This window comes from Bacillus sp. 2B09, from assembly GCF_003946835.1.
Classification (GTDB): domain Bacteria; phylum Bacillota; class Bacilli; order Bacillales; family Bacillaceae; genus Bacillus; species Bacillus altitudinis.
This window is the reverse complement of record NZ_RPSG01000004.1, coordinates 248,293-273,947: the sequence shown is the minus strand read 5'-3', so window position 1 is coordinate 273,947 and position 25,655 is coordinate 248,293. Positions and strand designations below refer to the sequence as shown.

The window sequence follows — 25,655 nt, the reverse complement described above, 5'->3', positions numbered from 1 at the left end:
GAGATTGATCTTCACTGGAGAAAATGAAAGCATACCAGTGTCAAGCTGAATAAGGAGTGACAACAGTTCATGAAGAAAACGCTGCAGGCTTTGTTTGATCAGCCTATCGTATCAGTGAAAACGTTAGGAGAACCATACGACGGCAGGGCTAATGATGTGTGGCTGATTTCCTTACAAGACCAAACGGAATATGTAGTGAAATCTCCAAAAACTGCAAGAGAAGAAAGTGAATTTGTGTATGGGACCAACATGATTTATGGAGTAGATGCCCGTACTGTACAAGAGCATCTTGATGAAATCAATGAAAAGCTGGCTCATACGAATTCCTTTCATATTCCGAAAGTTGTTCGTAAAGTGAAGAAGGCGGGGAAACACTTTTATGTCATGGAAAAAGTAGAAGGAATCCCTTTAACATCTTTTGAGGGCCGTTCAGCACAATTCTATAGGGATTACGGGAGGAAACTAGCGCATCTTCATTCATATCAAACAACCTTTTTCGGACCAGTATACGTGGGAGAAAAGAGACATTTGAGAGAATTCCATGCGCTGTTAAAAAAGGCAGTTTCCAAACTTATCAGCCGCTATTACGCTGATCAGCCTGAATATCAGGATTATGCAGAAAAGGTGCAGCAAAAGCTTGAAACGCTAAGTCCTCCTGATTCAGCCAGTCTCATTTTAATTGATTTAGACCCATCGCAATATATTGAAGACGATGATCAAGTGGCGAGTCTAGTTGATACGGAATATGTCGTATTTGGACCAGCTGCGTTTGATTTTATTGCACTCGAATACCTTTTGACGAAAGAAGCTGCACAAGCGGTTCAATTAGGATATGAAGAGATTTGCCCGCTTCCTCGCCAGCTTCATGAGGTGAGAGACTGCTATCGGTTTGTTTCGCTGCTTCTCGATATCCATGGTTCATGGGATATGAAAAAGTGGATGAATCACCCTATACGGTTTTCCCCTCATTGTTAAAGGGTTCAAAAGTGCGAAGGGAGCCGGTTTATAGTAAAGTAAAGATAATAAAAGAAACACATGAACTTGCAACCTTTGTTTTAGGAGGAGATTGTGTGCGACACGCATTAATAACAGCGGGTTCTAAAGGACTTGGCAGGAAAGTCACCGAGTCTTTACTGAATATGGGGTATTCTGTGACAGTGAATTATCGAAGTGATGATGAAGCTGTCCGGCAGATGAAAGAAGAACTGCAAGAATACGAAGAAAAGCTTCAATTTGTCCAAGGCGATGTGACAAACAAAGAAGATTTAAAAAACATGGTCGAGCTGGCAGCAGAGCGATTTGGGCGGATTGATGCCTTGATCAATAATGCTGGACCTTATATTTTTGAACGAAAAAAACTCGCGGATTACTCTGAAGACGAATGGTATCAAATGATGGAAGGCAACCTATCCGCAGTGTTCCATTTGTTCCGAATGGTGATCCCTATGATGAGAAAACAAGGCTTTGGCCGGATTATCACATATGGCTTCCAAGGTGCAGACCATGCGCCAGGATGGATGCACAGATCAGCCTTTGGAGCGGCAAAAGTGGGCCTTGCGTCATTGACGAAAACCATTGCGATTGAAGAAGCCGAAAACGGCATCACCGCTAATATGGTGTGTCCAGGCAAAATCGTTGGAGACATGAAAGAATCAACGATAGAAGAAGCACGTCAGATAAAAGACGATGAAACACCGATTGGTCGGTCTGGGACAGGTGAGGATATCGGTCGTATCATTTCATTTCTATGTGATGACCGTTCAGACCTCATTACAGGAACCGTCATTGAAGCAACAGGTGGTCTTAATGTCATTCACAGGCACTAAGTTTTTCAGCTTTTTATAGAGGGAATAGACAAAATGAGATCAAATTCGAAAGGTGGATATATTTACATGAAAGCTACATATCATGGACATTCAGTCGTACACATTGAAACAAACGGATACCATATTTGGATTGATCCATTTTTAAATGGAAATAAGCACACGGATATCAAACCGCAAGATGTCAAAGCAGATGTGATTTTGCTCACGCACGGGCATGGAGATCACGTCGGAGACACGATTGAAATCGCTAAAAACAATGACGCACTCGTGATTGCGCCATTCGAACTTGCCACTTATTTAGGCTGGCAAGGGGTGAAAACGCACCCGCTTTCTATTGGCGGCGGCCGTGAATTTGAATTTGGTAAAGTCAAGCTGACGCAAGCGTTCCATGGTTCAGCGGTCATTGATGAAGAATCCAAAACGATTACGTATACAGGGATGCCATCCGGTATTTTATTTACTGCTGAAGGCAAAACAATTTATCATGCTGGAGACACGGCTCTCTTCTCGGATATGAAACTCATTGGGGAACTGAATCATATTGAGCTTGCCTTCCTGCCAATAGGTGATAACTTCACAATGGGACCAGACGATGCGAGAATCGCAGCAGAGTGGCTTCGTGCGAAACAAGTCGTACCGATTCATTACAGTACATTCCCGCCGATTGAGCAAGATCCTCATGCCTTTGCAGACAGCTTGCATGGCGGCGTGGGTCACGTATTAAACAGCGGAGAATCCATCGATATTTAATCAATAGGAAGAAAAGCCGGCACCCTACCGGCTTTTTTATTTGCCTGTATCGTGCTCGTGTAAAAGACAAATTGCTATTAAAAGCCTCCTGCCTTTATAATGAAATATAGATGAAAACGCTGAAAACAAAAAGGGTGAACGGGATTGGCGACAAAGCATGAGCAAATTTTATCGTATATTGATTCATTGGATGTCGGAGAGAAAATTTCTGTCCGGCGTATAGCGAAAGAAATGAAAGTCAGTGAGGGCACGGCTTACCGGGCTATTAAGGATGCTGAAAATAAAGGGTTCGTGAGCACCATTGAACGAGTCGGTACCATTCGAATTGAACAGAAGAAAAAAGAAAATATTGAAAAGCTGACATATGCGGAAGTGGTCAATGTCATTGATGGCCAGGTGCTTGGCGGACGAGCCGGCTTACATAAAACGTTAAATAAATTTGTCATCGGTGCAATGGAACTGGATGCGATGATGCGATACACAGCAGCAGGCAACCTGTTGATCGTCGGAAACCGAATCAATGCTCACCGGCAAGCATTAGAGGCGGGAGCGGCTGTGCTGGTCACGGGCGGATTCTCAACAGATGATGAAATTATTCAGCTCGCAGATGAGCTTGAGCTGCCCATTTTATCAACAAGCTACGATACATTTACCGTAGCGGCTCTCATTAACCGGGCCATTTATGACCAGTTGATTAAAAAAGAAATTGTGCTTGTGGAGGATATTTTAACGCCGATAGAACGGACCGTCTATTTATCGCCAGAAGACAAACTTGAGAAATGGTATGAAAAGAATTATGAAACTGGGCACGGCCGATTCCCGGTAGCAGACGATCAAATGAAAATTCACGGCATTTTGACCTCAAAAGATATTGCAGGCCATGACCGTTCTACACCGATTGAAAAGGTGATGACAAAAAATCCGCTGACCGTTATTGGCAAAACATCTGTCGCTTCAGCTGCACAAATGATGGTGTGGGAAGGTATTGAGGTACTGCCAGTTGTAAATGATCATGCGAAGCTGATTGGGATGATTAGCCGTCAGGACGTGCTGAAGGCGCTGCAAATGATTCAAAAGCAGCCGCAGGTCGGTGAAAAGTTGGATGATGTCGTGTCACGAGGGTTTAAGGAGACTGAGACAGAAAAACCAAAAACAGATGCGGTGTACCAATATGAAGTTTCACCACAAATGACAAATCAACTCGGTAATATTTCGTACGGTGTGTTTACACAAATTTTAATCGAATCAGCCAACCGCTTCTTAAAGTCTCATAAAAAAGGCGAGCTAATTGTAGAAAGTCTTTCTGTCTATTTCTTAAAACCGGTTCAAATGGAATCCACGATACAGATCAAACCGAATATTTTAGAAGTTGGGCGCAAGTTTGGAAAGCTGGAAGTGGAAGTTTACCATCAGTCAAATATTGTAGGCAAAGCGATGTTGATGGTGCAGCTGATGGAGAGAGGATAAATGGCAAAAAAGGGCGGCATGAATGCGCCCTTTCAGCGTGTAGACAAACCCTCGCATTCGCCCGCTGTCCTGCGTGCTGGTGCTCACGAATGTGACATTCGTTCTGCGCCAGTACTCGTCCTTCCTAGGGCTGCAAAGATTTTCTAACACGCTGAAAAGAAGAGAAAGGGCTAGAATCAAGTTCATTTTAGCCCTTTCTCTATTATGCGTGGTCTTTTTCGCCTTCCTTTAAAAAGAGCGGAAGATAGTGCTTATAGGCTTTATATCCGGCCCATGTACTGCCGATACCAACTGCAACAAAAACAAACCCAATGACAAATGCGAGTGACGAGCGGTTTAAAAATAATTGATTCACACCGAAGAGCAGGACAAAGCAGCCAAGTGCCATACTTGATTTAGCAGACCAGAATTTCTTTTCGACCGGCCGGTTCGTACGGACATTCTTTGCTTTGTAGTATAAATAAAACATGGCAGAACAAATAATAAACACAATCAAAACAAGCATGTGCCAAGCCTCCATTGTAAGTGGTTACAACCCTATTTTAAACGTAAATAGGCTTGCTTACTAGAATAAATTGTCTATTCCTCACTTTTCTGTCTGGGTAGATTATGATTTAATAATAAAAAGAGTATCGCATAAGAAGGAGTATTTATGAAAAAAGAACTGATTAGAACCATATCATTATATGACACCATCATCATTCATAGACATGTAAGACCTGATCCAGACGCATATGGATCACAGTGCGGCCTTACGGAAATCTTGCGTGCCACCTATCCAGAAAAAAATATTTATGCGACAGGAACCCCTGAGCCATCCCTTTCATTTTTATATGAATTAGATGATGTGCCGGATGAAGTGTACAAAGGTGCCCTTGTCATTGTCTGTGACACTGCGAATCAAGCTAGAATTGATGATCAGCGCTATTCAATGGGCGATAAGCTGATGAAAATTGATCATCATCCGAATGAAGATCCGTATGGTGATTTGCTTTGGGTTGATACAGAAGCAAGCTCTGTTAGTGAAATGATTTATGAGCTGTATTTAGAGGGGAAAGAAGAAGGATATCAGCTGAATACAAAGGCGGCAGAACTCATTTATGCCGGCATTGTAGGAGACACAGGCCGTTTCCTTTTCCCAAACACAACGAAAAAGACACTCAAATATGCGGGTGAACTCATCGAATATCCGTTTTCATCATCAGACCTTTTCAATCAATTGTATGAGACAGATTTGAATGTCGTGAAATTAAATGGCTATATTTTTCAACATATCTCCTTATCAGAGAATGGCGTAGCTTCTGTTTTTATTAAACGTGACATTTTGGAGTCGTTCCAAACAACAGCGCAGCAAGCCTCACAGCTTGTTGGGACACTTGGAAATATTGCAGGGATTAAGGCATGGGTCTTTTTTGTGGAAGAGAACGATCAGATTCGTGTGAGATTCCGCTCAAAAGCCGTCGTCATTAACACCATTGCTAAAAAATATCATGGCGGAGGTCACCCGCTTGCAGCCGGTGCGTCCATATATGATTGGGCAGTTGCAGATGAGATTTTGCGTGATTTAGAAGAAGTATGTAAATCATCATCGTGAGAGAGGGGCTTCAAGTCCCCCTCTCTTTTTTGAGCTTTGAGAAAAGGGTTACTTGGATACAGGGATAAACCAGCAGCCGATGTCAGTTGAATCTTCATAGGCTTGGAGATTTTGATGCTTTAATTCTTTTTTAATTAAATGGGCCATCATTTCTGTCTCAGCATAAGCACACATGCCGTCTTTAATCCGGCTTGCTTTGTCTCGTGCCATTTGACGATAGCTGTAAACCTCCATTGTTCTCACCTCTTTCTTATGATCATCTGGTTCTTCTTTTAGTGTATAAAAATAACAAGTGAAAAGCGATCATTGAGTGCAGAAATTCATAAAAATTCCACATCATCTATTATTCAGCGAAGGAAATACGCACTTCAAGCGAAAGCTTTGTATAAATGGTCAGCTCTGTGACTTTGGCGCGGTATGCCTTTTCTCTAATCGTATATTCTTTATTTTCCACGGTCCGTTTTAAGAGCTCTTTTGTTTTATAGACACTTTCAATATCCTTTGTGATCACCTCTGAGATATCCTCTTTCACCTGATCTTCAAATTTCAAGGTATCTGGCTCCGGGATTTTGTACTGCTCACGGTTGACGAGGTGAACGTCTACGCTCTGAATAAGCAGACGCTGCTTATTGTCTTCATTTAATTTATGCAAATCTTCCCGATAGAGTGTGATTTGTTCTTTCAGACTGTCCATATGGTGCTGCTGGCTTCTGAGCAGTGTCACTTGCTTCTCTTGAAAGGTGCCATACGTAAAGAGAAAAATCAGCCAGCTGATAATTGCGCCGAACATCATCCCAGCAAAAAAACGCTGCCAGCCTGGACGTTTATACAGCTCAGGCACCCTCATGATGACACATGCTCCTGAGTGAGCCACGTAATCAGGAGATACCCCGTTTGCGCACCGCCCATAGCAGAGATAATGAGCAAGATCTGCTTGAAAATATCACGTGTGTTCCCTTCAAAAATCCCTCTTTCAAAACTATAGACCGCATCAAAAGTTCCACCGATAGCCGCAACAAGTGCCCAAATTTTTAAGCGGTTGGCAAGACTTGAAATAATTGATAGCGGTGGCTGACCAGATAAATATGCACCTACCCCGCCGATAATGGCACCGCCCAAAATAACCCCTAGTGCGATAAAATAACAGCTAATAAAGTTTGGAATAAAGGCTTCCTTCACATCCATTTTTCCCACCTCACTCTATTCAATATATGGTGTGTGCTGGACAAGTATGAACGAGCGGAAAAGAAAGAACATTTGTTTCTCACCGCATCGCGTTTTATAATGAAAGAATGAATTTAGACGAAAGGAGTGGATTAAGCATGTCCTATGTTCATCTTCAGGTCCACAGTGGATACAGCTTGTTGAGCAGTGCAGCGAAGGTCAAGGAGCTCGTATTAAAGGCGAAAGAACTTGGCTATCAAGCGCTCGCTCTTACCGATGACCATGTGATGTATGGAACGGTTGAGTTTTATAAGGAATGTAAAACACATGGCATCAAGCCGATTATCGGTTTAACAGCTTCTGTCTTCATAGATGAACAAGAGACAGAGGCTTATCCTTTGATCCTCCTTGCCAAAAACAATGAAGGCTATCAAAACTTGATCAAAATTAGCAGTGTCTTGAAATCAAAGTCAAAAACCGGCCTGAAAGAGAAATGGCTGAAAGCCTATCATCATGGCCTTATTGCCATCACACCAGGCGTATCCGGCTATATTGAAACGCTGCTACAACATGATCAGCTAGATGAAGCAAGGGATGCGGCCAGCCATTTAAAAGATCTTTTTGGTGAGGAACATGTGTATTTAGCCGTTCAGCCGTTTCAGCAGGACGAAGAGCTGTCTCATAAGCTCAGGGAACTCTCAAAAAGGGCGAACATCCCGCTTGTGGCAACAGGTGACGTCCACTATATCCATCAAGAGGACAAAACCGCATATACATGTTTAAAGGCCATTAAAGCAGGCCAGCAGTTATCAGAAATAGAGGAAGACCAAGGAGACAAGCATTTCAGATCGACCGAAGAAATGATGAAGTGGTTTGGTGATGATCCAGAATTGCTGGCAAGAACGGTTGAGATTGCAAACCGCTGTGAGGTCGATTTAAATCTTGGTCAGACGAAACTGCCAACTTATCCGACGCCTGATCAATCAACAGCTGATCAGTTTTTACGAAGAGTGTGCCAAGAAGGCATGAAACGAAGACAGATTGCTTCAAATGACACATATATCAAAAGGCTTGAGTATGAGCTGAGCATCATTCAAAAAATGAATTTCAGTGATTATTTCCTCATTGTGTGGGATTTTATGAAGTATGCTCATGATCATGGCATTGTCACAGGTCCTGGCCGGGGATCAGCAGCAGGCTCTTTAGTTGCGTATGTTCTGTTTATTACAGATGTCGATCCGATTCGTCACGGGCTTTTATTTGAGCGTTTTTTAAATCCTGAACGAATCAGCATGCCGGATATAGATATCGATTTCCCTGACACGAGAAGAGATGAAATCATTTCATATGTAAAAGACAAATATGGGGATATGCATGTGGCGCAAATTGTCACGTTTGGAACACTTGCCGCAAAGGCAGCTTTAAGAGATGTCGGACGTGTGATGGGAATTGATTCAAAAGCAGCAGACCGCCTTGCAAAGCTCATCCCATCAAAGCCAGGGACGACACTGAAAGAAGCGGTGACAGTCTCCTCAGAATTAAAAACACTGCTCCAGCAATCTGAAGAGCTGCAAAGAGTGTTTCAAACCGCTTTAAAGGTAGAAGGATTACCAAGACATACGTCAACACATGCAGCCGGCGTTGTTCTAAGTGAGGAGCCGCTCACACAAGTCGTGCCTATTCAAGAAGGCCATGATGGAGTGTATTTGACGCAATATGCGATGAATTATTTAGAAGATCTCGGTCTTTTAAAAATGGATTTTTTAGGTTTGAGAAACTTAACATTAATTGAATCCATTAAAAACCAGATTGAAAGACAGGAAAACGTCCACATTAACTTTAGTGACATTTCATATGAAGATCAGAAAACGTTTGATTTGTTATCAGCGGGAGATACAACGGGGATTTTCCAGCTCGAATCACAAGGTATGCGTCAGGTGCTGAGACGACTGAAACCTTCTAGTCTAGAAGATATCGTGGCAGTCAATGCCTTATACCGCCCGGGTCCGATGGAGAATATCCCGCTCTTTATCGACCGAAAGCATGGCAGAGTGAAAGTCTCCTATCCGCATCCAGATTTGTATGACATCTTAAAGGATACATATGGGGTCATCGTCTATCAGGAGCAAATCATGCTGATTGCAGCAAAGATGGCAGGCTTTAAGCTGGGCGAGGCTGATTTACTAAGAAGAGCCGTTTCGAAGAAAGATAAAAAGGTGCTTGATGAAGAGCGAAGCCATTTTGTTGAAGGATGCCTAAAAAAGGAGTATCCTGTTAACATTGCAAATGACGTTTATGACCTAATCGTCAAATTTGCAAACTATGGTTTTAATAGAAGCCATGCTGTTGCATATAGCATGATCGGCTTTCAGCTTGCTTATTTAAAAGCGCATTATCCGTTATATTTTATGTGCGGTCTTTTAACGAGTGTGATTGGAAATGAAGACAAAGTGGCTCAATATTTCTATGAGGCAAAGGAAAAAGGGATATCGGTGTTGAAGCCTTCTATTAATAAGAGCGAATTTCCATTCACGGTTGAAAAAGGGGAGATCCGCTACAGCTTAAGAGCGATCAAAAATGTCGGAGTGTCAGCTGTAAAGGATATATACAGAGCAAGACAGGAAAAGCCATTTGAAGATTTATTTGATTTTTGCGCAAGGGTATCAACAAAGAGTGTCAACCGAAAAACGATTGAAGCCCTCATTTTCTCAGGGGCAATGGATGAGCTTCATCCAAATCGTGCTTCGTTATTAGCATCGATAGATATTGCGTTAGACCATGTGTCATTTTTAACACCTGAGGATCAGCTGGACTTTCTTGGGGATACAACGTTCTCCATTAAGCCAAAATATGCGGAGATAGACGAACTGCCGCTTGTTGATCTCCTGCAATTTGAAAAAGAAGCACTCGGGTTATATTTATCAAATCACCCTGTACAAGCGTATCGAGATCGTTTGAGAGAGAATGGTGCAGTGGAAATCATCAGACTTTCTTCCTATATAAAGCGAAAGATCTCAATGGGTGGTCTTTTGACAAAGGTGAAATCGATTCGGACAAAAAATGGACAATCGATGGCATTTGTCACATTCGGGGATGAAACGGGAGAAATGGAAGGTGTCGTCTTTCCAGAGCAATTTAGAAAGCTGTCCCCCTTACTTGAGGAGGGCGCAATGCTTTATGTTGAAGGCAGAATAGATGTCAGAAATGAGAGCAGTCAAATCATCGTGCAAGAAGCTGTTCTACTGGAAGAGATGGGCTCTAAAAGAAAAGAATCTGTCTACATTCGAGTCAAAGAAGAGAACCATACGCAGGAGCTGCTAGAACAAGTGAAGCGAGTAATCTCCATGCACAGGGGAGAAGCAGATGTCTATTTGTATTATGAAAAGCAAAAAAAGACGATGAGACTTCCAGATGCATACAAAGTTCATGCAGATCATGCGGTCATTTTCCAGTTAAAAGAGCTGCTAGGTGAACAAAACGTTGTGATTAAATGATGACAAATCGTCTGAATATGTTTTACAATTTCACCTATTGTGTTATCATTTTAAAGATTCTGTGTATTTAAACTGCCAAGTATGTGCTTATCAACTTAGCAATTCATTAAATCATTTTCCACTTGAAGGAGTGTTCATCACATGTCATTAAGAGAAGAAGCATTACATATGCACAAAGAGAATCAAGGCAAACTCGAATCAAAATCAAAGGTACAAGTGAAAAATGCGAAAGACTTGAGCTTGGCTTACTCACCAGGTGTGGCAGAGCCATGTAAAGATATTTATGACGACACAAGCAAAGTGTATGATTATACAATGAAAGGCAATATGGTCGCTGTTGTCACAGACGGAAGTGCTGTATTAGGGCTTGGAAACATTGGGGCAGAAGCATCTCTTCCAGTAATGGAAGGAAAAGCTGTCTTATTCAAAAGCTTTGCAGGTGTTGATGCATTCCCAATCGCGCTTGCAACAAACGATGTAGACAAAATCGTTGAAACAGTGAAGCTTCTTGAGCCGACGTTTGGCGGCGTGAACCTTGAAGATATTGCAGCACCAAACTGCTTTATCATTGAAGAGCGTTTGAAAAAAGAGACAAACATTCCTGTTTTCCACGATGATCAGCACGGGACTGCGATTGTAACAGTGGCAGGACTTGTGAATGCACTGAAGCTGTCTGGAAAATCAATGTCTTCGATTAAAGTGGTTGCAAACGGCGCTGGAGCAGCAGGAATTGCGATTATCAAACTTCTTTATCATTTCGGTGTACGTGATATCATCATGTGTGATACAAAAGGCGCTATTTATGAAGGCCGTCCGAATGGTATGAATGCAGTGAAAAATGAAGTAGCTAAATTCACGAACCAAGATCGTAAAGAAGGTTCTTTAGAAGAAGTGATTGAAGGCGCAGATGTCTTTATCGGCGTTTCAGTAGCAGGTGCTTTAACTAAAGAAATGGTTGGGAAAATGGCAAAAGATCCTGTCATCTTCGCAATGGCGAATCCAAACCCAGAGATCATGCCAGAAGATGCACATGCAGCAGGTGCAAGTGTTGTAGGAACTGGTCGTTCTGACTTCCCGAACCAAGTGAACAACGTCCTTGCATTCCCTGGTATTTTCCGTGGAGCGCTTGATGTACGTGCGACACACATTAACGAAGAAATGAAAATTGCAGCTGTTGAAGCGATTGCTTCCCTTGTATCAGATGAAGAATTGTCAGCGGAATACGTTATCCCTGCGCCATTTGATGCACGAGTAGCGCCAGCGGTAGCCAAAGCAGTGGCAAAAGCAGCAATGGAAACGGGCGTTTCAAGAATCAAAGTAGACCCAGAAGCTGTTGCAGAAAAAACAAGAAAATTAACGATTATCGGCGAGTAATCGAATTGGAAAAGTGTGCACGTTCTTTCTGAATTTGGAGGAAAAACGTGCACCATTTCCTCTCTTACACGAAATTTTTTTCATCCTAAATGAGATTTTTTTGTAGACGTTCACAATTCACATATACCAACTACTCAGCGCCCCAAACCTATACTCATTTCTCATCAATTCCCCACTGAAAAAATTGAATGAAGGATGACAGCGTTTGACAAAAAAAGTACAATAGTTTCGGTACAGTTATGACATGTCCTATAATAGTGGATGTGCGTGTAAAGAAAAAACCCTTCAAAAAGGGAGGTAGTCATTTGTCAATCAAGAATATTTTCAGTAAAAAGAAAAAATATGCATCTGTACCCTCTGAACAGGCAAGTCAAGATGTGCCTGAAGGCATCATGACCAAATGTCCGCAATGTAAAAAAATAATGCTCACCAAAGAACTAGATAAAAATTTACGTGTTTGCATGAATTGCGGCAGACATTTGCAAATGAATGCAAAACAACGTATTGAAAGCCTTGTAGACGAAGGCACATTTGAAGAATTTAACGGTCACCTCATTTCTGAGAACCCGCTCGGTTTCCCGGGCTACGAAGAAAAGCTTCAGAAAGACAGAGAAAAAACATCTTTGAATGAAGCCATCGTAACAGGAAAAGGTGAAATTAAAGGTCAAAGTGCTGTCATTGCTGTCATGGATGCCACGTTCCGTATGGGCAGCATGGGCTCAGTCGTTGGTGAAAAGATTACATTAGCTATTGAGAAAGCAAAAGCGGACAAGGTGCCATTCATCATCTTCACTGCATCTGGAGGAGCAAGAATGCAAGAGGGGATTCTTAGTCTGATGCAGATGGCAAAAACAAGTTCAGCATTAAAGCTGTTCAGCGAGGATCAAGGTCTGATTATCTCTGTGATGACCAATCCGACAACTGGCGGTGTATCAGCTAGTTTTGCGTCTCTCGGTGATTACAACTTTGCTGAGCCTGGTGCATTAATTGGTTTTGCTGGTCGCAGAATCATTGAACAAACCATTCGTGAAGACCTACCAGAGGACTTCCAAACGGCTGAATTTTTAATGAAGCATGGTCAGCTAGATGCTGTGATTCACCGTGCAGAAATGAAAGAAACATTAGGCCAAATCTTAGCATTACACAGCACAGGAGGTGAACGAGAGTGGCTGGAGAACTAGAATTTGAAAAACCTGTCATTGAACTTCGAGCGAAAATTGATGAATTGAAAAAGTTCACACAAAACTCAGAGATGGATTTAAGTGCGGAAATTGAGCGCCTTGAAACGCGTCTGAGTAAGCTTGAAACAGACATTTATACAAATTTAAAGCCGTGGGACAGAGTGCAAATTGCTCGTCATGCGATGCGCCCAACAACTCTCGATTACATTCAAGAGCTGTTTGATCACTTTTTCGAATGTCACGGTGATCGTTTTTATGGCGACGATGAAGCCATCGTTGGAGGAATTGCCACGTTTAAAGGACTTCCTGTCACAGTCATTGGTCATCAGCGCGGAAAAGACACAAAAGAAAACTTGCGCCGTAATTTCGGGATGCCGCATCCAGAAGGTTACCGTAAAGCATTGCGCTTGATGAAACAAGCAGATAAATTTAATCGTCCAATCATTTGCTTTATTGATACAAAAGGAGCTTATCCTGGTAAAGCAGCTGAAGAACGCGGGCAAAGTGAAGCAATTGCGAAAAACCTTTTCGAAATGGCAGGACTTCGTGTACCGGTTGTCTGTATTGTCATTGGAGAAGGCGGAAGTGGCGGAGCACTAGGCTTAGGCGTAGGAAACCACCTATTTATGCTAGAGAACTCAACATATTCAGTGATTTCACCTGAAGGTGCAGCAGCACTGCTCTGGAAGGACTCATCACTTGCGAAAAAAGCTGCAGAATCAATGAAAATTACCGCTCCAGACCTAAAAGAATTAGATATTATAGATGATGTTATTAAAGAAGTGCAAGGTGGAGCACACCGAGACGTGAAACAACAAGCAGCCTACATTGAAAAAACATTAAAACAGTCACTTACATCTTTGCTCAAACAATCGCCTGAAGAATTAGTCGAACAAAGATATCAAAAATACAAAGCAATCGGTAAAGTATCGATTGAAAATCAATATATTGGGGTAAACTAAATAAACGTACAGCCTTTTGGCTGGCGTTTATTTTTTTCGTCTTTTTTCATCAAAACGATCTGATGTAAGCGCTATTTGAAAATAATTTTCTTTTGTTTTCATAAAATTTGAAACGTCTGAAAACGTTGATTTGACAAGGTTTAGAGCACTTGAATCAACTGTTTTTTGAACAAAGTGCTTTCATGACTTTCTTAACTTTTGTTTAAAAACATTTTATTTAATTGTATAATAAGTACGGTTTTAGAAATTCGTATTGAAAACATCCGGTTTTGCTCATGATTGTTTTCAAGCAGTGGAAATGGTATGTTTAATTCATATATGGTCTCTGAGGTGAAAAAGATGAAGCGTATAGGAGTTTTAACGAGCGGTGGGGATTCCCCAGGAATGAATGCAGCTGTGCGCGCAGTTGTAAGGAAAGCAATTTACCATAATGTAGAAGTTTACGGTATTTATAATGGATATTCAGGTCTAATTAACGGTAAAATTGAGAAACTCGAAATAGGTTCAGTAGGCGATATCATTCATCGCGGGGGAACAAAACTTTACACGGCAAGATGTCCTGAATTCAAGACAGTTGAAGGTCGTGAAAAAGGGATTGAGAACTTAAAAAAATTCGGTATTGAAGGACTTGTTGTCATCGGTGGAGATGGCTCATTCATGGGAGCGAAGAAATTAACAGAGCTCGGTTTTCCATGTGTAGGTGTCCCTGGCACGATTGACAATGACATTCCTGGTACTGATTTCACTATTGGCTTTGATACAGCACTAAATACAGTCATTGATGCCATTGATAAAATTCGTGATACAGCCACATCTCATGAACGTACATACGTAGTGGAAGTAATGGGAAGACATGCAGGGGATATTGCCCTTTGGTCAGGTCTTGCAGGCGGAGCTGAATCGATTTTGATTCCTGAAGCAGACTATGACATGGACGAAATTATTGCCAGATTGAGAAGAGGACATGAGCGCGGCAAGAAGCACAGTATCATCATCGTCGCAGAAGGCGTAGGCAGCGGTGTTGAATTTGGTAAGAGAATTGAAGAGGAGACAAGCCTTGAAACACGTGTATCTGTCTTAGGACATATTCAGCGTGGAGGTTCTCCAAGTGCGTTTGACCGAGTGCTCGCAAGTCGCTTAGGAGCGTATGCAGTAGAACTTCTTCTTGAAGGAAGAGGCGGACGCTGTGTAGGCATTCAAAGCAACGAACTCGTTCATCACGATATTTTAGACATCTTAGATAAAAAGCATACAGTCGATCAAAATATGTACCGACTTTCACAAGAGCTCTCTATATAAAACGAGAAGACCTTAGGAGGAACAGTAATGAGAAAGACAAAAATCGTTTGTACAATCGGTCCAGCAAGTGAAAGCATTGAAAAGCTGACTGAATTGATTGAAGCAGGAATGAATGTAGCCAGACTAAACTTCTCTCATGGAGATTTTGAAGAGCATGGTGCACGTATTGAAAACATTCGCAAAGCAGGTAAAACTTTAGGCAAGGACATTGCGATCCTTCTTGATACAAAAGGTCCAGAGATCCGTACACGTACAGTTGAAAACGGCTCAATTGAGTTAGTTGCTGGTGCTGATCTTATCGTGAGTATGGAAGACATTGTGGGAAACACTGAAAAAATCAGTGTGACGTACGAAGATTTAATTCATGATGTAGAAGTGGGCTCAACCATTTTATTAGATGATGGTCTGATTGGTCTAGAAGTAAAAGAATTAAATAAGGACCGAAAAGAAATCGTCACAAAAGTGATGAATACAGGTACACTGAAAAACAAAAAAGGTGTCAACGTACCAGGTGTGAGTGTGAACTTGCCGGGTATTACAGAAAAGGATGCCAATGATATTCTGTTTGGAATTGAACAAGGTGTCGATTTCATCGCAGCTTCTTTTGTAAGACGAGCTTCTGATGTTCTTGAAATTCGTGAGCTACTTGAAAAGAACAACGCAGCTGACATTCAAATCATTCCGAAGATTGAAAACCAAGAGGGCGTTGATAACATCGATGAAATCCTTGAGGTATCAGATGGACTGATGGTCGCGCGTGGAGATCTTGGTGTAGAGATTCCGGCAGAAGAAGTACCACTTGTTCAAAAAATGCTAATCAAAAAATGCAACCGTTTAGGCAAGCCTGTCATCACAGCAACTCAAATGCTGGATAGCATGCAGCGTAACCCGCGTCCAACTCGTGCGGAAGCAAGTGACGTGGCAAATGCTATTTTTGACGGTACAGATGCGATCATGCTATCTGGTGAAACAGCAGCAGGAACATATCCAGTTGAAGCTGTGCAAACGATGCACAACATTGCCTCACGTTCAGAGGAAGCACTTAACTATAAAGCGATCCTTTCTCGCAGAAGCGAAGAAGTAGAAGTCAGCATTACAGATGCGATCGGTCAATCTGTTGCGCACACAGCTATGAAGCTTGATGTGGCGGCAATTGTGACACCTACTGAGAGCGGTCATACAGCGAGAATGATTTCAAAATATAGACCAAAAGCACCAATCGTAGCAGTCACAGCAAACGAATCAGTGGCAAGAAAACTTTCACTCGTATTCGGTGTATTTGCAAAGAGCGGTTCAAAAACGACATCTACTGATGAAATGCTTGAGAATGCAGTAGAAAAGTCAATTGAAACAGGCTATGTAAGACATGGTGATTTAATCGTGATTACAGCTGGTGTGCCAGTTGGTGAAACAGGTACAACCAACTTAATGAAAGTGTATGTTGTCGGTGACATCATTGCGAAGGGTCAAGGAATTGGCCGCAAATCTGCATTTGGACCGGTTGTTATTGCACAAAGCGGAAAAGAAGCAGAGGAAAAAATGTACGATGGTGCGATTCTTGTCGCAAACTGCACAGATCGTGATATGATGGGTGCTTTAGAAAAAGCGTCTGCCCTTATCACGGAAGAAGGCGGTTTAACAAGCCATGCAGCAGTCGTTGGGCTCAGTCTTGGCATTCCAGTCATTGTTGGTCTCGACAGTGCCACAACACTTCTAAAAGAAGGCGAAGAGATTACAGTAGATCCAGCACGCGGAGCGATCTACAAAGGCCGTGCAAGCGTCCTTTAAATCACACACGAGGGGAGTTATCTGACTCCTCTCTTTTTTTATGTTACACTAAAAAAAGTAAACAGCTTTCGATGAAAGAGACCCCATGAGGTGATATGGCTTGAAAAAATATTTTCTACTATTATTGATTCTGTTCCCAGCAGTGGAAATTAGTTTATTTTTAATCTCAAGTAACATCATTGGTATTTTACCAACGATGCTAGTCATTGTGCTGACAAGTGCACTAGGTGCTTACTTTGCAAGAAAACAAGGAATAGAAGCATTTCAGAAAGTGCAGCGAGATTTACAATATGGCAAAATGCCAGGGGCCACCATTGTCGATGGCTTCTGCATTCTGATCGGTGGTTTGCTGCTGCTCATACCTGGATTCCTTTCTGATCTGATTGGTGCTGTGTTGCTCATTCCCATGACAAGAAAACGGATCAAACCGCTCTTTGAGCGCTGGCTTAGAAACATGTCCAATCGCAAACGCTATACGATTATACGCTAAAGAGACCTTCGCATCAGGTCTCTTTTACTTTTGCGCACCATACCGAATGTACTGATAAAGGTCTCTGAAAACCCCTGCATTACGAAACGCCTGCCAAACGACAAGAGAAGCGGGACCGAGTGCAAGTCCAAGAAAACCAAAGCATTTTAACCCGACAAACAGTGCCACAAGTGTTGCTAAAGGATTAAGACCGATTGATTTACTTAAGACTTTTGGCTCTGATATTTGTCTTTGAATGAGCACCACAATATACAAAATGCCCAGTCCAATGGCGAGTGAAAGATTTCCTGTCATGGCGGAGTAAATGATCCACGGAAGAAAAACCGTGCCACTCCCTATGTAAGGAAGTAAATCAACTAGACCAATACATAGAGCGATCACAATCGCATGTTCGACCTTTAAGATGAAAAGTCCAATCAGTACGATCCCAATGGTCATGGCAACAAGGAGAAGCTGGGCTTTCATAAAGCCAGAAATGGCTTTTTTGATTTCAGATAAAATGGCACGTGTATGAAGCATCCATTTGGCGGGAAAGATACGAGAACCATATTTTTTTAACGTAAACCAATCTTTTGTGATAAAAAAAGTCGCTAGTGCGGAAAATAAAAGCGTCGCTGCTGCATCAGGCAAAAGACCTAAAAAAGCTGGAATGAATTCAAGAGTTTTTGAAAGGAAAGTCCCGATTTTTGCCGCTGCTTCGTCACCAAGTGCTTGGATTTGTCCTAAAATCGATTCCTTTTGACCTGCTTGAAGAGTATTAAATTGAGCAGTCAAATCATGATATAAAGGCAAAATCTGATCTGTGAAAAAACGTTCCACGATCCCAATCATTTGGTCAAGATGACCTGGAAGTACCTTTGCTAAATAAGCACTTCCTGAAATGATTTCCGCTACTAAAAGTGTCATGAATCCGGCTGCTACCACTAAAAAGAGTAATAGCACAATGATGACAACAAAACCTCTTGGCATCCCGGTCATGTTTTCGATTTTGCATACGGCTGGATGAATCAAACACGACACGGCAAATGCAATCCAAAATGGATATAAAAACGGAAAAGACTGATATAAAAAAACAACCGCACAAACGGCGATGCTGAAAATCATCAAACTTCGCAAAAAAATGCCCACATAAGTGTGATTCACACAATCCCCTCCAAAAAACAAGCATGTCCGATACTTCATTTTATTCAAAAAGATTAGTAATATGAAAAGGTCGCAATAAAAAGAAAGAAAGGAGCGGCGTATGTTTACTCAAGCAAATTTGTTTTTGGTTCTTTTACTCGTTATTGCACTTATTGCAAAAAACAATTCGTTAATTTTAGCGGTCTCTGTGCTGATTGCCATTAAGCTGATTGGCCTGGATCAAAAAATATTCCCGGTTCTGCAATCAAAAGGTATCAATTGGGGTGTGACGGTCATCACGATCGCTGTGCTGGTCCCGATTGCAACAGGTGACATTGGATTTAAGCAGCTTGGAGAAGCGATGAAATCTTCCTATGCTTGGATAGCTCTTGGAGCGGGTATATTGGTAGCATTAATTGCAAAAAACGGTATTGTGCTACTCGAAAACGATCCGCATATCACAGCAGCCCTTGTATTTGGTACGATTTTGGCAGTCAGTTTATTCAAAGGTGTGGCTGTTGGCCCGCTGATTGGTGCTGGAATTGCCTATTTAGCGATGCAAGCAGTGAAATTTTTCAGCGGTTAAAAAGAGAGTGGCACATGCCACTTTCTTTTGATATTTTTTCTGACGTGAGCTTTTGCAAAAAAACATAATTAAATATATTAAAAGAAGCAAAATCCCTTTATTCCATGCCCGAACCGGAAGGCTGGAAAAAAAAATATCAAAAAAAATTATAGTTAAACATTTAACAAATGTCTGATTATTGTTTATAATGGGAATAGGCTTAATTTTGAACTCATTGATCAAACACGAGATATGAGGCTAAAAGCGCTCTAACCGTATAGGTAAATGTAAGCATTTTCTTTTCTAAACCTGCCAGCCTATTTTGGTTGGATAGCGCTTTCAAAAAGCGAGAATTTTGCAACGAAGGGGAATCTTTTTAAAAAGGGGAGATTGAACATGACAGCAACAAGAGGTCTTGAAGGTATCGTGGCAACAACTTCATCCGTAAGCTCAATTATTGATGATACTCTTACTTATGTAGGGTACAATATCGATGATTTAACTGAAAAAGCGACTTTCGAAGAAATTGTCTACCTGTTATGGCACTTAAAGCTGCCGAATGAGCAGGAGCTAAGCGAGTTAAAGCAGCAGCTCAATGAAAATGCTCATATTCCGCAAGAGATCATTGAGCACTTTAAATCTTATTCGCTGGATGGGGTTCATCCAATGTCTGCGATTCGTACAGCGGTATCCTTATTAGGTTTGCTTGATGACGAATCAGAGATTATGGACAAAGAAGCGAATTACAGAAAAGCCATTCGCTTACAAGCGAAAATTTCTGGACTTGTCGCTGCATTTTCACGCATTCGAAAGGGACTTGAGCCTGTACAGCCAAAAGAAGAATACAGCTATGCTGCAAACTTCTTATATATGCTAAACGGCGAAGAGCCTTCACCAGTAGAAATTGAAGCGATTGATAAAGCGCTCATTCTACATGCGGATCACGAATTAAACGCATCGACATTTACAGCACGTGTATGTGTTGCTACACTATCAGATATCTACTCTGGTGTAACAGCAGCTATCGGCGCATTGAAAGGACCACTTCATGGCGGCGCAAATGAAGGCGTAATGAAGATGTTGTCAGAAATTGGCGAAGTTGAAAACGTAGATTCCTATATTCATGGTAAGCTAGAGAAGAAAGAGAAAATTATGGGCTTTGGCCACCGCGTTTACCGCCAAGGTGACCCGCGTGCAAAACATTTAAAAGAAATGAGCCAGCGCTTAACAAATCTCACAGGCGAGCCAAAATGGTATGAAATGTCTGTACGCGCAGAGGAAATCGTGACATCAGAGAAAAATCTTCCACCAAATGTTGATTTTTATTCTGCTTCTGTCTATCACAGTCTTGGGATTGATCATGACTTGTTTACACCAATTTTCGTGATCAGCCGATTCTCTGGATGGATTGCTCACATTTTAGAGCAATATGATAACAACCGTCTGATCCGTCCAAGAGCTGACTATATTGGACCAGACCTTCAAACGTTTGTTCCGATCAGTGAAAGAGACTAATGTTTATAGAATAGTGGAGGCTGATCCATCTAAACCAATCAGCCTCCATATCAACAAAAAACGAATCACGTGAAAAACTTCTTGGCTTGCAGACATCAAGCTTGGAAGTTTCAAATATTCACTACATAACCTGGGAGGTAATATCATTGTCACAAGGCGAAAAAATTACAGTTACTGGCGGCGTATTGAATGTACCAAATAATCCAATTATCCCGTTTATCGAAGGGGACGGAATCGGTCCTGACATTTGGAAAGCAGCATCAAGAGTTCTTGAAGCAGCTGTAGAAAAAGCATATAAAGGTGAAAAGCAAATCACTTGGAAAGAAGTATATGCAGGTGAAAAAGCTTATAATAAAACGGGCGAGTGGCTTCCAGAGCAAACACTTGAAGACATTCGTGAATATTTAATCGCGATCAAAGGACCACTGACAACACCAATTGGCGGAGGAATTCGTTCATTGAACGTGGCACTAAGACAAGAGCTTGATTTATTCACATGCTTACGTCCAGTTCGCTGGTTCCAAGGCGTACCATCTCCTGTGAAACGTCCAGAAGACACAGACATGGTCATCTTCCGTGAAAACACTGAAGATATCTATGCAGGAATCGAGTATGCAAAAGGATCAGACGAAGTGAAGAAGTTAATCGACTTCTTGAAAAACGAATTAGGTGTGAATAAAATCCGTTTCCCAGAAACATCAGGTATCGGAATCAAACCAGTTTCTGAAGAAGGAACATCTCGTCTTGTCAGAGCAGCGATCCAATATGCGATTGACCAAGGCCGTAAATCTGTGACACTTGTTCACAAAGGAAACATCATGAAATTTACAGAAGGAGCCTTCAAAAACTGGGGCTACGAAGTGGCTGAAAAAGAGTTTGGCGACAAAGTCTTTACATGGGCACAATATGATCGTATTGTAGAACAAGATGGAAAAGATGCGGCAAACAAAGCGCAAAGTGAAGCAGAAGCTGCTGGCAAAATCATTGTCAAAGACAGCATTGCAGATATTTTCCTTCAACAAATTTTAACTCGTCCAGCTGAGTTCGATGTTGTCGCAACAATGAACTTAAACGGAGACTACATCTCTGATGCACTTGCAGCACAAGTTGGTGGAATTGGTATCGCACCTGGTGCAAACATCAACTACGAAACAGGACACGCTATTTTTGAAGCGACTCACGGAACAGCACCGAAATATGCTGGTCTTGATAAAGTGAATCCATCTTCTGTTCTTCTATCAGGCGTGCTTTTACTTGAGCACCTTGGATGGCAAGAAGCTGCTGATCTAGTGATTCAATCTGTTGAAAAAACAATTGCATCTAAAGTCGTCACGTACGATTTTGCTAGATTAATGGACGGTGCAACAGAAGTGAAATGTTCTGAGTTTGCTGACGAGCTCATCAAAAACTTGTCTTGATTCTTAAACTTTAAAGTTAAAGGGGAAAAAGGAAATGGCAAACAAGCGTAAAAAAGTATCTGTCATCGGAGCAGGCTTTACTGGAGCAACTACAGCATTTCTAACAGCTCAAAAAGAATTAGCGGATGTCGTATTAGTGGATATCCCTCAGCTTGAGAACCCGACAAAAGGGAAAGCACTTGACATGCTGGAAGCAAGCCCTGTTCAAGGCTTCGATGCGAATATTACAGGAACTTCTAACTACGAAGATACAGCCGGTTCTGATGTCGTGGTCATTACGGCAGGAATTGCAAGAAAGCCGGGAATGAGCCGTGACGACCTCGTGTCAACAAATGAAAAAATCATGCGCAGTGTGACACGTGAAATCGTTAAATATTCTCCAGAAGCGATCATTGTTGTGTTAACAAACCCTGTTGATGCAATGACATATGCAGTTTATAAAGAATCAGGATTACCAAAAGAAAAAGTCATCGGACAATCAGGAATTCTTGATACAGCACGTTTCCGTACGTTCGTTGCTCAAGAATTAAACCTATCTGTGAAAGATGTGACGGGCTTTGTTCTTGGCGGACATGGGGACGACATGGTTCCTCTTGTACGTTACTCTTATGCAGGCGGTATCCCGCTGGAAACATTAATTCCTAAAGAGCGAATTGATGCAATTGTTGAAAGAACAAGAAAAGGCGGCGGTGAGATCGTCAACCTATTAGGTAACGGTAGTGCGTATTATGCACCTGCTGCTTCACTCGTAGAAATGGTTGAGGCGATCTTAAAAGATCAACGCCGCGTCATGCCGACGATTGCATACCTTGAAGGTGAATATGGCTACGAAGGCATTTACCTTGGAGTTCCAACAATCGTAGGTGGAAACGGCCTTGAGCAGATCATCGAGCTTGAGCTGACAGAAGAAGAAAGAAGTCAGCTTGACCGTTCTGTTGAATCTGTAAAGAACGTCATGAAAGTATTGTCTTAATATGAATAAAAAAGAAGGCTTCTCGTATGAGGAGTCTTCTTTTTGTTTACAAAGTCAATCTTGTCGAAATTTTAAATTGTTCTCTTGTTAAGCTTTCGTTAAAATGAAAGAGAAAGCATGACTTCTCGCTTTTCACATAAGATACAAAAAACCGGATGCAGGGGAAATCACTAATTGGAGGCACAACATGAATAAAAAAATATTAGTTGTGGATGATGAAGAATCAATTGTAACACTTCTAAGCTATAACCTTGAAAGGGCGGGCTACGATGTCGTCACAGCAAAAGACGGAGAAGAAGCGCTTGAAAAAGCAGCAAGTGAACAGCCTGATCTGATTGTGCTTGATTTAATGCTTCCGAAAATGGACGGCATTGAGGTGTGCAAACAACTGAGAATTCAAAAAATGATGTTCCCTATTTTAATGCTGACAGCAAAGGACGATGAATTTGATAAGGTGCTCGGTCTTGAACTTGGAGCCGATGATTACATGACAAAACCTTTCAGTCCTAGAGAAGTGGGTGCTCGGGTAAAAGCCATTTTGAGAAGAGCACAGCAATCTCAGCCGGCTCCCGTGCAAGAAGAGAAGGAAGAGATCATTGCAGACCAAATCAAAATTGGAGACCTGCGCATTTTACCTGAACATTACGAAGTCTATTTCCAAGAAGAACGTCTAGAGCTCACGCCAAAGGAGTTTGAACTGCTTCTTTATTTGGCTAAGCATAAAGGCCGTGTCCTTACGCGTGATCTATTGTTAAGTGCGGTTTGGAATTATGACTTTGCAGGTGATACTCGTATTGTGGATGTGCATATCAGCCACTTGCGGGACAAAATTGAAAAGAACACGAAAAAACCAACATATATTAAAACCATTCGAGGCTTAGGCTACAAATTGGAGGAGCCAAAGCCAAATGAGTAAAGTGAGAACCCGCCTTTTTTCTGGGCTCATTTTTCTCCTGTTTATTGTGTTTGTTGCGCTTGGTCTTTTCTTGGATCATATGTTTCATATTTTCTATGAAACAAAATTAACCGAACGAATGGAAAAGGAATCGAGTTTTCTCCTTTCTTCAATGAATGTTGAAGATTTGAACGCGGAGCAAAACAAGAAGATTCTCAATCAAGCAAAGCAGCATCTCGATATGAATGCGTCGATTGTGGACGTGAAGGGGAATATCATACATACAACGGGTCAAGCAGAACAAAGGGCTGTCATTTTAAACACACTGAAAAGTGAGCAGCTCCAAACAAAAGGAACGTTCATTGAGGATGAGAAGGATGCGCTGTTTCATTATGCAGTTCCAATGATGAAACAAAACGAACCGGCGGGATATTTATTTCTTCATGCTTCATTCCAGCCTTTGAATGAGATTGATGGTCAGCTCTGGCTTGCATTAGCCTTTTGTCTTGGTTCAGCCATCATTATCATCGTCTTTTTTGGCTATCGCATGTCGATGAAGTATGTAAAGCCGATTGATTATGCCACAAAGGTGGCCAAACAGCTTGAACGAGGGAACTATGATACAAATAACTATGAAGAGCTGATCATTGAAACAAGTGAACTCAATACATCAATGAAGCGTCTGGCAGAAAGTCTTCAAGACATGACAAGCGCTGGCGAAATGCAGCGAGATCGTCTGCAAACAGTCATTGAAAACATTGGAGCGGGGATTATTTTGATTGATAAAATGGGCTATATCCACTTAGTCAATCGAACATTCCGCAAGCAATTCAAAGTGCAAAAACACATTTACATGCACAAGCTGTATCATGAAGCCTTTACCCATGAAGAGATTATTGAATTAATAGACGAAATTTTCATGACAGAAACCAAGGTCCGAAAGTTCTTACGTCTCGCTGTTGACATCGAGCGGCGTTATTTCCAAGTCGATGGTGTTCCGATCTTAAGTACGGACGATGAATGGAAAGGAATTGTTCTTGTCTTTCATGATGTGACAGAAACAAAGCAGCTAGAACAGATGCGAAAAGACTTTGTCGCTAACGTGTCACATGAATTAAAGACACCGATCACGTCCATCAAAGGCTTTTCTGAAACACTTCTGGATGGTGCTATTGACGATAAAGAAGCGCTCACACAATTTTTGTCCATCATCCTAAAAGAGAGTATTCGTTTAGAAACACTCATCCAAGACTTACTTGATCTCTCGAAAATTGAACAACAGCATTTTAAGCTGAATATTCAAGAAGCCAATGCGACAGAAATCATTCAAGAGATTGAAGTGCTGCTAAAACAAAAGGCTGCTGAAAAAGGCATTGACCTACAAGTGCGTGTCCCGAAAGAGCCGGTCTATGTCATGGCAGATCCGCTGAGATTAAAACAAATTTTCCTCAATCTGATCAATAATGCTCTCACCTATACACCAGAGGGAGGAAGTGTCACGATCACAGCAAGACAGAGGAAAGATAGCTATGAATTTGATGTAGCAGATACAGGGATCGGTATGAAAAAGAGTGAGATTCCAAGAATATTCGAGAGATTTTATCGAATTGATAAAGATCGAAGTAGAAACTCAGGCGGTACAGGGCTTGGTCTTGCCATTGTCAAACACCTTGTCGAAGCACATGAAGGAACGATTTCTGTTCATAGCAAACAAGGCAAAGGGACGACGTTTACCGTGAGTTTAAAGTCAAAATAGAGAAGAATGGAAAGTGGCGTTA

Annotated in this window: 24 protein-coding genes; 19 read left to right on the top strand and 5 right to left on the bottom strand. The window is 41.7% G+C overall.

Translation table 11 applies throughout. From position 1 onward, the window contains the following. Positions 1 to 69 precede the first annotated feature (69 nt). From EBQ12_RS10855 to EBQ12_RS19440, 5 genes are all read left to right on the top strand, one after another. Complete coding sequence (locus tag EBQ12_RS10855; RefSeq protein ID WP_076822422.1) at positions 70 to 975, top strand: phosphotransferase; 906 nt, start codon at positions 70 to 72, stop codon at positions 973 to 975. Between the two features lie 95 nt (positions 976 to 1,070). After that, positions 1,071 to 1,826, top strand: coding sequence for an SDR family oxidoreductase (locus EBQ12_RS10850; protein WP_008343153.1), 756 nt, complete (start codon positions 1,071 to 1,073; stop codon positions 1,824 to 1,826). Between the two features lie 66 nt (positions 1,827 to 1,892). Beyond that, positions 1,893 to 2,576, top strand: a complete 684-nt coding sequence (locus EBQ12_RS10845; protein WP_035391153.1) for a metal-dependent hydrolase — start codon at positions 1,893 to 1,895, stop codon at positions 2,574 to 2,576. 144 nt (positions 2,577 to 2,720) lie between these two features. Further along, positions 2,721 to 4,043, top strand: a complete 1,323-nt coding sequence (locus tag EBQ12_RS10840) for a CBS domain-containing protein (RefSeq protein ID WP_017358275.1) — start codon at positions 2,721 to 2,723, stop codon at positions 4,041 to 4,043. After that, entirely contained in the window at positions 4,044 to 4,190 is a 147-nt protein-coding gene (locus EBQ12_RS19440) for a hypothetical protein (RefSeq protein ID WP_206428027.1), read from the top strand. 55 nt (positions 4,191 to 4,245) lie between these two features. On the opposite strand, the gene EBQ12_RS10830 is transcribed toward EBQ12_RS19440, so the two are convergent. Further along, the gene (locus EBQ12_RS10830) at positions 4,246 to 4,548 is read right to left on the bottom strand and encodes a YtpI family protein (protein WP_008343164.1); all 303 of its coding nucleotides are present in this window, start codon (positions 4,546 to 4,548) and stop codon (positions 4,246 to 4,248) included. Positions 4,549 to 4,695: 147 nt separating this feature from the next. Here EBQ12_RS10830 and EBQ12_RS10825 point away from each other — a divergent pair, with 147 nt between their 5' ends. Further along, a complete protein-coding gene (locus tag EBQ12_RS10825) occupies positions 4,696 to 5,637 on the top strand; it encodes a DHH family phosphoesterase (RefSeq protein ID WP_041092544.1) in 942 nt (313 codons plus the stop codon). A gap of 48 nt (positions 5,638 to 5,685) precedes the next feature. Here the strand turns inward: EBQ12_RS10825 and EBQ12_RS10820 are convergent, their stop codons facing one another. The 3 genes from EBQ12_RS10820 to ytrH form a co-directional block, all read right to left on the bottom strand. Next, entirely contained in the window at positions 5,686 to 5,871 is a 186-nt protein-coding gene (locus EBQ12_RS10820) for a YtzJ family protein (RefSeq protein WP_008346082.1), read from the bottom strand. Positions 5,872 to 5,980: 109 nt separating this feature from the next. Continuing rightward, the gene (gene ytrI, locus EBQ12_RS10815) at positions 5,981 to 6,484 is read right to left on the bottom strand and encodes a sporulation membrane protein YtrI (RefSeq protein ID WP_007501718.1); all 504 of its coding nucleotides are present in this window, start codon (positions 6,482 to 6,484) and stop codon (positions 5,981 to 5,983) included. Beyond that, the gene (gene ytrH / locus EBQ12_RS10810) at positions 6,481 to 6,822 is read right to left on the bottom strand and encodes a sporulation membrane protein YtrH (protein WP_007501717.1); all 342 of its coding nucleotides are present in this window, start codon (positions 6,820 to 6,822) and stop codon (positions 6,481 to 6,483) included. Before ytrH ends, ytrI begins: the two co-directional genes overlap by 4 nt. Positions 6,823 to 6,959: 137 nt before the next feature. On the opposite strand from ytrH, the gene dnaE reads away from it, so the two are divergent. The 7 genes from dnaE to EBQ12_RS10775 all read left to right on the top strand — a co-directional run bounded on the left by dnaE (position 6,960) and on the right by EBQ12_RS10775 (position 17,389). Beyond that, on the top strand, positions 6,960 to 10,295 hold the full coding sequence (gene dnaE, locus EBQ12_RS10805) for a DNA polymerase III subunit alpha (RefSeq protein WP_041092542.1): 3,336 nt from the start codon (positions 6,960 to 6,962) through the stop codon (positions 10,293 to 10,295). A 141-nt stretch (positions 10,296 to 10,436) separates the two neighbouring features. Then, complete coding sequence (ystJ, locus tag EBQ12_RS10800) at positions 10,437 to 11,669, top strand: NADP-dependent malic enzyme (protein ID WP_007501712.1); 1,233 nt, start codon at positions 10,437 to 10,439, stop codon at positions 11,667 to 11,669. A 305-nt stretch (positions 11,670 to 11,974) separates the two neighbouring features. Next, positions 11,975 to 12,850: an acetyl-CoA carboxylase, carboxyltransferase subunit beta gene (accD, locus tag EBQ12_RS10795; RefSeq protein WP_008346077.1), complete on the top strand. Its 876-nt coding sequence runs from the start codon at positions 11,975 to 11,977 to the stop codon at positions 12,848 to 12,850. Next, positions 12,835 to 13,812, top strand: a complete 978-nt coding sequence (gene accA, locus EBQ12_RS10790; protein ID WP_017358272.1) for an acetyl-CoA carboxylase carboxyl transferase subunit alpha — start codon at positions 12,835 to 12,837, stop codon at positions 13,810 to 13,812. Before accD ends, accA begins: the two co-directional genes overlap by 16 nt. A gap of 339 nt (positions 13,813 to 14,151) precedes the next feature. Further along, positions 14,152 to 15,111 (top strand): 6-phosphofructokinase, encoded by a 960-nt coding sequence (gene pfkA, locus EBQ12_RS10785; RefSeq protein WP_017358271.1) that lies wholly within the window; start codon positions 14,152 to 14,154, stop codon positions 15,109 to 15,111. 27 nt (positions 15,112 to 15,138) lie between these two features. Next, positions 15,139 to 16,899, top strand: coding sequence for a pyruvate kinase (pyk, locus tag EBQ12_RS10780; RefSeq protein WP_008346071.1), 1,761 nt, complete (start codon positions 15,139 to 15,141; stop codon positions 16,897 to 16,899). Between the two features lie 100 nt (positions 16,900 to 16,999). Further along, the gene (locus EBQ12_RS10775) at positions 17,000 to 17,389 is read left to right on the top strand and encodes an FxsA family protein (RefSeq protein ID WP_007501703.1); all 390 of its coding nucleotides are present in this window, start codon (positions 17,000 to 17,002) and stop codon (positions 17,387 to 17,389) included. Positions 17,390 to 17,413: 24 nt separating this feature from the next. Here EBQ12_RS10775 and ytvI read toward each other — a convergent pair whose 3' ends face one another. After that, positions 17,414 to 18,532 carry a sporulation integral membrane protein YtvI gene (gene ytvI / locus EBQ12_RS10770; protein ID WP_017358270.1) on the bottom strand — a complete coding sequence of 373 codons (1,119 nt, stop codon included), beginning with the start codon at positions 18,530 to 18,532 and terminating at the stop codon, positions 17,414 to 17,416. Between the two features lie 100 nt (positions 18,533 to 18,632). Here ytvI and EBQ12_RS10765 point away from each other — a divergent pair, with 100 nt between their 5' ends. From EBQ12_RS10765 to pnpS, 6 genes are all read left to right on the top strand, one after another. Then, positions 18,633 to 19,097: a DUF441 domain-containing protein gene (locus EBQ12_RS10765; protein WP_007501699.1), complete on the top strand. Its 465-nt coding sequence runs from the start codon at positions 18,633 to 18,635 to the stop codon at positions 19,095 to 19,097. A 375-nt stretch (positions 19,098 to 19,472) separates the two neighbouring features. Further along, positions 19,473 to 20,591: a citrate synthase gene (gene citZ / locus EBQ12_RS10760; RefSeq protein ID WP_008346063.1), complete on the top strand. Its 1,119-nt coding sequence runs from the start codon at positions 19,473 to 19,475 to the stop codon at positions 20,589 to 20,591. Between the two features lie 146 nt (positions 20,592 to 20,737). Beyond that, positions 20,738 to 22,009: an NADP-dependent isocitrate dehydrogenase gene (gene icd / locus EBQ12_RS10755; RefSeq protein ID WP_008346060.1), complete on the top strand. Its 1,272-nt coding sequence runs from the start codon at positions 20,738 to 20,740 to the stop codon at positions 22,007 to 22,009. A gap of 34 nt (positions 22,010 to 22,043) precedes the next feature. Then, positions 22,044 to 22,982, top strand: coding sequence for a malate dehydrogenase (gene mdh, locus EBQ12_RS10750; RefSeq protein WP_007501693.1), 939 nt, complete (start codon positions 22,044 to 22,046; stop codon positions 22,980 to 22,982). A gap of 187 nt (positions 22,983 to 23,169) precedes the next feature. Continuing rightward, positions 23,170 to 23,898: a response regulator transcription factor gene (locus tag EBQ12_RS10745; protein ID WP_017358269.1), complete on the top strand. Its 729-nt coding sequence runs from the start codon at positions 23,170 to 23,172 to the stop codon at positions 23,896 to 23,898. Further along, positions 23,891 to 25,633 carry a two-component system histidine kinase PnpS gene (gene pnpS, locus EBQ12_RS10740; protein WP_017358268.1) on the top strand — a complete coding sequence of 581 codons (1,743 nt, stop codon included), beginning with the start codon at positions 23,891 to 23,893 and terminating at the stop codon, positions 25,631 to 25,633. Before EBQ12_RS10745 ends, pnpS begins: the two co-directional genes overlap by 8 nt. Positions 25,634 to 25,655 lie beyond the last annotated feature (22 nt).